An 8,865-nucleotide genomic window follows, 5' to 3' on the forward strand; every position below is an offset into this window, starting at 1 on the left:
CGCTGACCATCCTTGGCGATCCACCCACTGGGCGTCCGCAACGCGGATCACGCGAAAGCTCTGTGGTGTTGCTCGAGTTCGGCGTTGTTCCAATACGGTGAGATTTGATGGTCATGAAGCGGTTGACGGCACTCCTTTCGAACGCCGACACCTTGCGTCAGCGCGCAACGCTGGCCAGCGTATGGGCGGTTGCGGGGTTTGGCATGCAACGGGTCATGCAGTTGGCCTCCAACCTGATCCTGACTCGGCTGCTGTTCCCGGAAGCCTTTGGTCTGATGACGTTGGCCAACGTCATCCTGATCGGTCTGGCGATGTTCAGCGATGTCGGGATCAAGCCTGCGATCGTTCAGAGCGAAGATGGCGCGAAGGACGAGTATCTCAACACCGCCTGGACGGTGCAGGTCATCCGTGGCTTCATCCTGTGGGGCGTGTGCTGCCTGATCGCGTGGCCGGCGGCGCTCGTCTACAAGCAGCCGGTGCTGTTTCCGTTGATGTGCGTGCTGGGGGCGACCGCGGCGATCAACGGGTTCGCCTCGACGACGCTGGCGCTGCGCGAAAAGAAGCTTCACCTGGGGGCGTTGGTCACGGTGCAGGTCGCGGGGCAGTTCATCACGCTGACGATCACCGCATTGTTCGCGTGGTGGCTCGGAACCGTCTGGGCGCTGGCCTATGGCGGCGTCGCGGGGGCGTTGGTTTCGACGGTGCTGGGGTTCGTGGCGCTGCCGGGGCATCGGCACAAGCTCCACCTCGATCCGGTCGCGGCGCGCAACCTGTTGCGGTTCGGTCGGTGGATCTTTGTCTCCACGATGGTCACCTATCTGGGCGGCCAGGGTATTCGCGCGATCCAGGGCGGCCTCATTTCGATCGAGACGCTCGGCATTCTGGGGATCGCGACGACCTTCGCGACGATGCCGGCCGAACTCGCCACGCAGGTGCAGAATCTGGTCGGGTTTCCCGCCCTGTCGGAAGCGCGGATCCATGGGCAGGAGCGGTTCCTGGGGACGTTCGCCAAGATCCGGACGCGGATCCTGCTGGGGTCGCTGCCGATCTTCTTCGTGTTCGGGCTTGCGGCCGGTCCTTTGATCTGGGGGCTGTACGACTCCCGCTACCATGCGGCGGCGGGCTATATGGCGCTGTTGTGCGTTACCGGGCCGATCGGGATCATTTCCGCGGGCTATCAAAGCGCGTTCATGGCGCTCGGCAAGGTCCGGTTGCACGCGAACCTGATGGCGGTGTTCATGGTCGCGCGGATTGCGGGAACCGTGGCCGGATTCTACGCCGGCGGGACGATCGGCATGCTGATCGGCGGCGGTGTCGCGACGTTCATCGGGTACATCTACGTCGCCTATATGGCGGCCAAGGACGGCTTGTTCTCAGTGAAGATCGATGCCCTGTGTCTCGGCCTGATCGTGGTCATGTCGATCTGCATCAAGATCCTGTACTTCTAGGTCCGACGTCGGCCACCGCCGACCGGGCAAGCCCGCGCTCGGACGGTGGGGTGGAGGGCGTCATCGTACCCGGGGTGGTGGCGTTCCGTACCGCGCGCCGGGGCGGTCGCAAGCCGAGCGCCGCGCCTGCGACCACGAGGGTGACGATAATCGGGCGTTGCGGGATCGAGGTGAAGGCGAGCATCACGCCAGCGGCAAGCAGCGAACCGAAGGCGAAGCCGGCGAACGTCCCGGTCGGGCCATGGCGGTTCAGTCGGTTCCGCTCGAGCAGCAAGCGTGCCGCTGGAAAATACAACACGATGCAGAACAGCAGCACGCCGACCGCGCCGAGCGCCAGTCCGAAATACAGGTAGCTGTTGACGAAATCGATGATCCCTTCACCCTGGCGCATATCCTCCATGCGCGCCGTGACCTGATCCATCGAGTCCCCGATGATCGGGTTCTTCCAGAATTCCTCCATGCCGCGGTTGAACAATTGTTGACGATAGTCCGCGGTGTTCTGGGCGTCGGCAGTAGCGCCGCCGAGGAGGCGAGATCGCGCGAAGTAGAGCGCGCCGACCGATGTCAGCAACGCAACGGCCTTGGCCAATCCCGCACTGCCATAATGATAGAAAGCGTAGCACAGCAGGACGACGGCCGCGCCGATCAAGCCCCCGCGCGATTGCGGCGCGAGCAGGCCGATGGCGACCACCCCCGGCACGACATAACGCGCCGGGCCGTTCCGAAATTCACGATGGCACGCCAGCGCTGCCGCGAATGCGATGACCAGCGCGAAGCCGGCATTCGTGGCTTCATCGAGCGGACCGAAAGCGCGCATCGAGCCACCGCGGAACTTGACCATCATTCCCGGCAGCTGAACTTGAAACTTGCCGTAGAGCGAGGTGTAGAGCGGCCAGTGGACGCGCGCCTCATACGTCAGCACGGCGGCGAGCATGCTGCCAATGCCGGCAAGCGTGATCAAAAAAGCTCTGCGATTTCCTGCCGATCGCAAGCACTGACCGATGACTACGACGGAAATTCCGTACGCCGAGATGATCGCGATGGCCTGTCGCACCCAGTTGGTCGCACTGGTTCCACGAATGGCGATGATGATCATCAGGACTAGAAATGCGGCGAGCGGGACGTTCCATCGCCCCGGTTCTGTCATACGGTCGCGTTGCGAGGAGGCGAGCGCCACCAGCCCACCGAGGCCAAGCGTCGCCTGCATCGTCCACGAGAAGATGACCAGGCCTGCCGTGTTCAGGCTTACGATCAGCGCTGGGATGCAGAACAGGCCGACCAGCATCACCATCAGCAGGTGCTTCCTCGTCCGTCCGGCAACGATCGGAATCAGGAACACCGCGAGGTGTACGAGCGGGAAATAGGGGATCGCGAAAAACGCCGCGTTGAACGCCGTAGCGACGAGAAACGGAAAATGCGCCGCGACCGTCCTGCTTTCCCGCTTCAGGACAGCGAAGTACATCGCCCATCCGATCGCCATGACAACCTCGAGATATACAAAGTTCTTGGCGAGTGTCAGCATGGTGTGCTCGAGATTGGCGGCCCGTCAGCGGCTGCGGGAGTGTGGGCGACGCCTCCTCCTAATTGCATTCGGCAACCGAGGAAAGTGCGCCGGTGCCGCCATAACGCGCACCGAAACAGACGCTCCTCCAGAAACACGCGATTGGCGAATTATTAACCAAACACGTCGACGATTCTAATACGTCAAATGCAGTAATACACTCTCCAAAGCACTGACTTTGGGGAAGTAAAAATGCCTGACACACCCACAATCGGAATGAATCTCGCTGGCGTCAGCTATTACGGCAACCAGTTTCCGTTCCTAAACCGTTTCAAGACGTCGGGAAGCTGGACCGTGCGCGACAGCAAATACACCCCGATGGGGGCGCCGCCGCTTGACGCGAACGGGTATCCGACCGCCATCCCCACGGGCGGGGCGCATATGTATGCGATGGTCGAGCTCGACCCTGCTTCTCTCCCGATGCCCGACGTCTATGTTCTGCGGTACAAGGGTGACGCCAGCTTCTCGATTTCGTATAGCCAAGTCCTGAGTCAGAAGCCCGGCGAAATCGTCTTTCGCTATAGTGGTGGAGTGTCGGCGCAGCTTAGCATCAATGCGATCAATGCTGGCAACCCGCCAACCGATATTCAGATCGTACGGCAGGACCAGCTTTCGCTGTTCGACTCTGGCGAAATCTTCACCCCGGAGTTTCTGGCAAAGGTCGACCCGTTCTCGACGTTGCGTTTCATGGACTGGGGCGGCACGAACAACTCGAAGACCACCAATTGGGGCAGCCGCAAGTCGATCAACACGGCATCCTGGTCGGGTGACGTTCCGATCGAGGTGATGGTCGCGCTGGCAAACAAGACGCACAACAACATGTGGTTGAACATTCCAGCGGAAGCGGACGACCAATATGTCACGAAAGCGCTGCAATACGTTCACGACAATCTCGACCCGGCGCTGAAGGTCAAGGTCGAATATTCGAACGAAGTGTGGAACTTCGGATTTCTCCAGTCCCATTACGCCTTGAAAATGGGCGATCAGCTGTTCGGCAAGGACGTCAACGGGGACGGGGTCATCGATGGCAACAACTCCGCCGAACATGTCGGGGATGGCTACGTGCAATTCTACGGCTATCGTTCGGCCCAGATCGCAACGATCGCCAAGGCGATTTTCGCGGACGCGCCGAGCCGCCAGGAGAGCGTGCTTGCGACGCAAACCGCGTATCAAGGGCTTGAGCGCTCCGTCCTGAAGGGCGTCGCCCGGGTCGGTGACGTCTCGAAACTGTTCGACGATTATGCGGTCACGACCTATTTCGATCTCTACAAGGTCAGTGAGACAGATCTTCTGGCTTGGTCGCGCGCCGGGGAGGCCGGAATGGTGTCCGGATTTGCGGCGTTGAAGGACTCGCTGGCCCGTGTGCAGGCGCAAGACGTATATCAGGCGGGGGTCGCGAAAAAATTAGGTCTCGACCTGATCGCGTACGAAGGCGGTGTCCACACCGACTCGATCCGCTATTCCGCTGCAGCGCAGCCCGAAATCCAGGCGTTCCTCGCGCGGCTCAGCACGGATCCCCGGATGGCGGATCTGTACAAACAGATGGCGGCGGACTTTGCGGCGGCAGGTGGCACCGAAATCAACGCGTTCAACAACGTCGGCCCGTCCTCGAAATACGGCGAATGGGGTGCGCTCGCCAGCACCTATGACGCAGGCAGCGCAAAATATGATGCGTTGGTGGCGCTGGCCAATGCGGGGCGGACCGCTGCCAATCCGGCGGACACGATCTCGTCCGGCGACAAGCTGGATGTCGCCACCGCGCTCAACCAGTATGTCCTGAATGCGACCCAACGGAATCTCGCCTTCGGTGGCACCGGTGCGTTCGTCGGGACGGGCAATGCGCTCGACAACGTCATCCTCGGCGGCGACGGCAAGAATACGCTTTCGGGCGGCGCTGGTCAGGATCGGCTGGTCGGCGGGGCCAGCGACGATGTGGTCGATGGCGGCACGGGCGCCGACACCATGGTCGGCGGAGCCGGAAACGACGTCTACATTGTCGATGACGCAGGCGATGTCGTCACCGAACTCGCATCGGGCGGGACGGACGAGGTGCGCACCGCGCTCGCCAGCTACACGCTGGGCGACAACCTCGAAACCCTGACGTACACCGGCACGGCGGCCTTCAAGGGCACGGGCAACGCGCTCGACAACGTCATCACCGGGGGTTCGGGGAACGACGTGCTGGATGGCGGGGTCGGCGCGGATACGATGATCGGCGGCGCTGGCAATGACACCTATGTCGTGGACAATGCGGGCGACGTCGTCACCGAAGCGGCGGACGGTGGGACCGACGAAATCCGCACGACGCTCGCCAGCTTCACGCTTGGTGCCAATCTCGAGAACCTCAGCTACACCGGGACAACTGCGTTCACCGGAACGGGTAACGCGCTCGACAACGTCATCACCGGCGGCGCAGGCAACGATACGCTGTCGGGCGGGGCGGGGAACGACCGGCTGATCGGCGGCGCGGGGAACGATGCCCTGCTCGGCGGTGACGGCAACGACTATCTCGACGGCGGCGCAGGTTCCGACAAGATGACCGGCGGCGCGGGCGACGATACCTATGTCGTCGACACGTATGCTGATCAGGTGATCGAACTGTCCAACGGCGGCAACGATACGGTCAATACCACGCTGTCGATGTACATGCTGTCCAGCGATGTCGAGAACCTGCGGTATCTCGGGTCGTCCAACTTCATCGGCATGGGGTCGGCCAGCGCCAACGCCATGTGGGGCGGTGCGGGCAACGACTATCTGTGGGGCGGGGCCGGCAACGACACGCTGTACGGCAATGCCGGCGACGACGTGCTGGACGGCGGCGCGGGGGCGGACACCCTGTATGGCGGTGCCGGGAACGATACGTATCTGGTCGACGACGTCAACGACAAGGTGATCGAACTGGCCGGGGAAGGGACCAACGACGTTGTTCGCGCCAGCGTCAGCTACACCCTGTCCGACAATGTCGAGACATTGTGGCTGGACGGCAATGCGGCGATCGACGGAACCGGCAACACCGGCGCCAACACCATCACCGGCAATGCTGCCGCCAACGTGTTGCGCGGCGGCGGCGGGAACGACATCCTGCGCGGCGGTGGCGGGAACGACACGCTGTACGGCGGCACGGGGGATGACCAGTTGTTCGGCGATGCCGGCAACGACACGCTGTACGGCGGCGGGGGCAAGGATTTCCTCGACGGCGGTGCTGGCGCGGATACTTATCGGTTCCTGCCGGGTGAACTCGGCAAGACGGCGGCGACATCGGCGACCGTAGTGCTGGGCGCAGGGCAGGGCGACAAGATCAACCTGAGTGCGATCGACGCCAACACGGCCACGACCACGCGGGACGCGTTCCGCTTTGTCGGCAGCGCGGACTTCACCAAGAAGGCCGGTGAGCTTCGCGTCCAGGCTAGCGGCAGCGACTGGATCGTTTCCGCCGACACCAACGGCGACGGCGTCGCCGACATGGTGCTGACCGTGAAGTCGACCGCGGGCGTGTTGTCGACCGACTTCGTGTTCTGATCCAGAGGCCCCTGCCGGGAGGGCTTTCCTCCCGGCAGGGGTCTCTGACCTCAGTGCGGCGTGCTGCGCCGCCGGTTCCGCTGCCAGCGCAGCGCGATCCTAAAGATCTTCGGTCCTTCGACCAGATAGCGCCGGCCCAGCCGGCGCGGGCTTCCGGCGAGGCGCCAGAACCATTCCATCCCGGCCTGCTGGACGATCCGCGGCGCGCGCACCTGCGCCCCGACGATGAAATCGACTGCCGCGCCGATGCAGAAGGCCGTGCCCGTGACCGTTCCAGCCGCCGCCATCTCCGACGCGAGGATTTCCTGCTGCGGCGCCCCGACGGCGAGCAAGGTGAACCGCGCGTTCGCCGCCGCAACCGCATCGACCGCGGCCTGCCGCGCCGCGGCGTTGCGGCGCAATCCCATCGGCGGTTCGTGGTGAACGATCGTGATGCGCGGATATTGCGCGCGCAATTGCGCGACCAGCGGGGCGCTCGCGCCGACGATGCACAGGCGGTCGCCGTCCTGCAGGACCGAACCGAACAGCGCGACGATCAGATCGCTGCCGGGAACGACGGTCAGCGCGATCCCGTAGAGCTTGGCGAGCCGCGCGAGGACGCGGCTGTCGTTGAGGCACAGCAGCGCCCCCTGATAGACCGGCCGAAGCTCGGGCTGCGCGTCGATCTGGACCATATGGTCGACGTTCGGCGTGACGATGTAGCCGAACCGATCCTCCACAGTCCGCGTTCGCAGGAACGCGACGACCTCCGCTGCCGTCACGGTGTCGAAATCGAGGTCGAGGAAGGTCGTCCTTGGAAAACGGTCGTTCCGGGGAACGTCTGGTTGTCGCGTCGAGGTCACGGCAATCTTTCCCCTGCTGATGAACGGCGCTTCCGGTGCCAGTTTGGCAACCCCGGCGTCAAGCGCCGACCATCATGCGGTTGACAAGCAGGGGCCCCGTAAGGCTAGCCCAGCCAATGGATCGAATTGTGTCGCCCTCGCCGGATTCGCGGCCTGAAACGATCGGCGCGCACGTGGGCGTCGTCATGATCGGCCGCAACGAGGGCGAGCGTCTGCGCCGTTGCATTGCCTCGACCAGCGGGACCGCTGCCCGCGTTTACGTCGATTCCGGGTCGACCGACGACAGTGTGGCGTGGGCGCGTTCGCAGGGCGTGACGGTGGTGGAGCTTGCGGTACCGCCCAAGTTCACCGCGGCGCGCGCGCGGAACGCCGGGCTGGAGCGGTTGCGGAAGGATCATCCCGGGCTCATCTTTGTCCAGATGGTCGACGGCGATTGCGAGCTTGCGCCGGGCTGGCTCGATGCGGCGCGCGATGCGCTGGAACGCGATCCCGGTCTTGCGCTGGTGTTCGGTCGCCGGCGCGAGCGCTTCCCGGAACGGTCGATCTACAACGCGTTCTGCGATGACGAATGGAACGTCCCCGTCGGCGAAGCCGCTGCCGGTGGTGGCGACGTGATGGTGCGGGTCGATGCACTCACCGCGATAAACGGCTATGATGGCGAGATGATTGCGGGCGAGGACCCGGACATGTCGATCCGGCTGCGCAAGACGGGCTGGCGCCTGTACCGCATCGACCATGAGATGACGATTCACGATGCGGCGATCCTGCGGTTCGGCCAATGGTGGCGCCGGACCGAGCGTTCCGGCCACGCGTTCGGCGAACTCGCGGATCGGCATCCGGGTCTGCGCGAGCCCGATTGGCGGCGTCAGTGCCGCAGCATCCTGCTGTGGGGCGGGGTGTTGCCGGTGTTGGTGCTGGCGATGGTGCTGCTCGCGATCGTGTTCGGGCCGCTCTGGCTGGTGCCCGCCGTTGCGTTCGCCGCGGTGTGGCCGTTGCAGGCGCTGCGGATCGCGGCGCGGCGGCGTGCGACGCTGCAACCGCGGCAGGCGTTGCTGACGGGGGCGTTCCTGATGATCGGCAAGGGGGCCGAGATGATCGGACTGGCGCGCTTCCAGATCGGGCGGCTGACCGGACGGCGCTCCGACCTGATCGAATATAACAGCGGCCCCGTGCGCAAATGAGCGATACGCCATCGCTATGGGCGCAGATCCGCGAGGATTGGGTGGCGCATGGTCGCGATTGGACGCGTCCCGGCTTCCGCGCGGTCGCGATCCATCGCTTCGGCGTGTGGCGGATGGGGGTCCGCCCCAAGCCGCTGCGCATTCCGTTCAGTCTGCTGTACCGGATGATGTTCCGCCGATGCCGCAACAATTATGGCATCGAACTGCCCTATTCGGTCGTGCTCGGACGTCGTGTCGTGATCGAACATCAGGGCGGGATCGTGATTCACGGCAATAGCGTGATCGGCGACGATTGCGTGATCCGGCAGAATTGC

At 63.9% G+C, this 8,865-nt stretch carries 5 protein-coding genes and 1 pseudogene; 4 read left to right on the forward strand and 2 right to left on the reverse strand.

What is annotated here, in order from left to right:
• Window positions 1-113 precede the first annotated feature (113 nt).
• Window positions 114-1,448: an oligosaccharide flippase family protein gene (locus QBJ92_RS15720; protein WP_277970646.1), complete on the forward strand. Its 1,335-nt coding sequence runs from the start codon at window positions 114-116 to the stop codon at window positions 1,446-1,448.
• Here QBJ92_RS15720 and QBJ92_RS15725 read toward each other — a convergent pair.
• Window positions 1,429-2,970, reverse strand: a complete 1,542-nt coding sequence (locus QBJ92_RS15725) for an O-antigen ligase family protein (protein ID WP_277970647.1) — start codon at window positions 2,968-2,970, stop codon at window positions 1,429-1,431. The genes QBJ92_RS15720 and QBJ92_RS15725 overlap by 20 nt on opposite strands.
• A 231-nt stretch (window positions 2,971-3,201) precedes the next feature.
• On the opposite strand from QBJ92_RS15725, the gene QBJ92_RS15730 reads away from it, so the two are divergent.
• The gene (locus QBJ92_RS15730; RefSeq protein WP_277970648.1) at window positions 3,202-6,528 is read left to right on the forward strand and encodes a calcium-binding protein; all 3,327 of its coding nucleotides are present in this window, start codon (window positions 3,202-3,204) and stop codon (window positions 6,526-6,528) included.
• 50 nt (window positions 6,529-6,578) lie between these two features.
• Here the strand turns inward: QBJ92_RS15730 and QBJ92_RS15735 are convergent, their stop codons facing one another.
• A complete protein-coding gene (locus QBJ92_RS15735) occupies window positions 6,579-7,370 on the reverse strand; it encodes a WecB/TagA/CpsF family glycosyltransferase (protein ID WP_277970649.1) in 792 nt (263 codons plus the stop codon).
• Window positions 7,371-7,486: 116 nt separating this feature from the next.
• Here QBJ92_RS15735 and QBJ92_RS15740 point away from each other — a divergent pair, with 116 nt between their 5' ends.
• Both QBJ92_RS15740 and QBJ92_RS15745 read left to right on the forward strand, forming a co-directional pair.
• Window positions 7,487-8,551: a glycosyltransferase gene (locus QBJ92_RS15740; protein WP_277970650.1), complete on the forward strand. Its 1,065-nt coding sequence runs from the start codon at window positions 7,487-7,489 to the stop codon at window positions 8,549-8,551.
• Window positions 8,548-8,865, forward strand: a pseudogene (locus tag QBJ92_RS15745) (serine acetyltransferase); the annotation flags it as partial. The gene QBJ92_RS15740 and the pseudogene QBJ92_RS15745, both read left to right, overlap by 4 nt.

It is taken from the genome of Sphingomonas echinoides, from assembly GCF_029623395.1.
GTDB classification, from domain to species: Bacteria; Pseudomonadota; Alphaproteobacteria; order Sphingomonadales; family Sphingomonadaceae; genus Sphingomonas; species Sphingomonas echinoides_A.

Excerpts from the sequence above, each read along its gene's own strand:
- QBJ92_RS15720 (WP_277970646.1), top strand. The coding sequence starts at position 114 with ATGAAGCGGTTGACGGCACTCCTTTCGAACGCCGACACCTTGCGTCAG.
- QBJ92_RS15725 (WP_277970647.1), bottom strand. The coding sequence starts at position 2,970 with ATGCTGACACTCGCCAAGAACTTTGTATATCTCGAGGTTGTCATGGCG.
- QBJ92_RS15730 (WP_277970648.1), top strand. The coding sequence starts at position 3,202 with ATGCCTGACACACCCACAATCGGAATGAATCTCGCTGGCGTCAGCTAT.
- QBJ92_RS15740 (WP_277970650.1), top strand. The coding sequence starts at position 7,487 with ATGGATCGAATTGTGTCGCCCTCGCCGGATTCGCGGCCTGAAACGATC.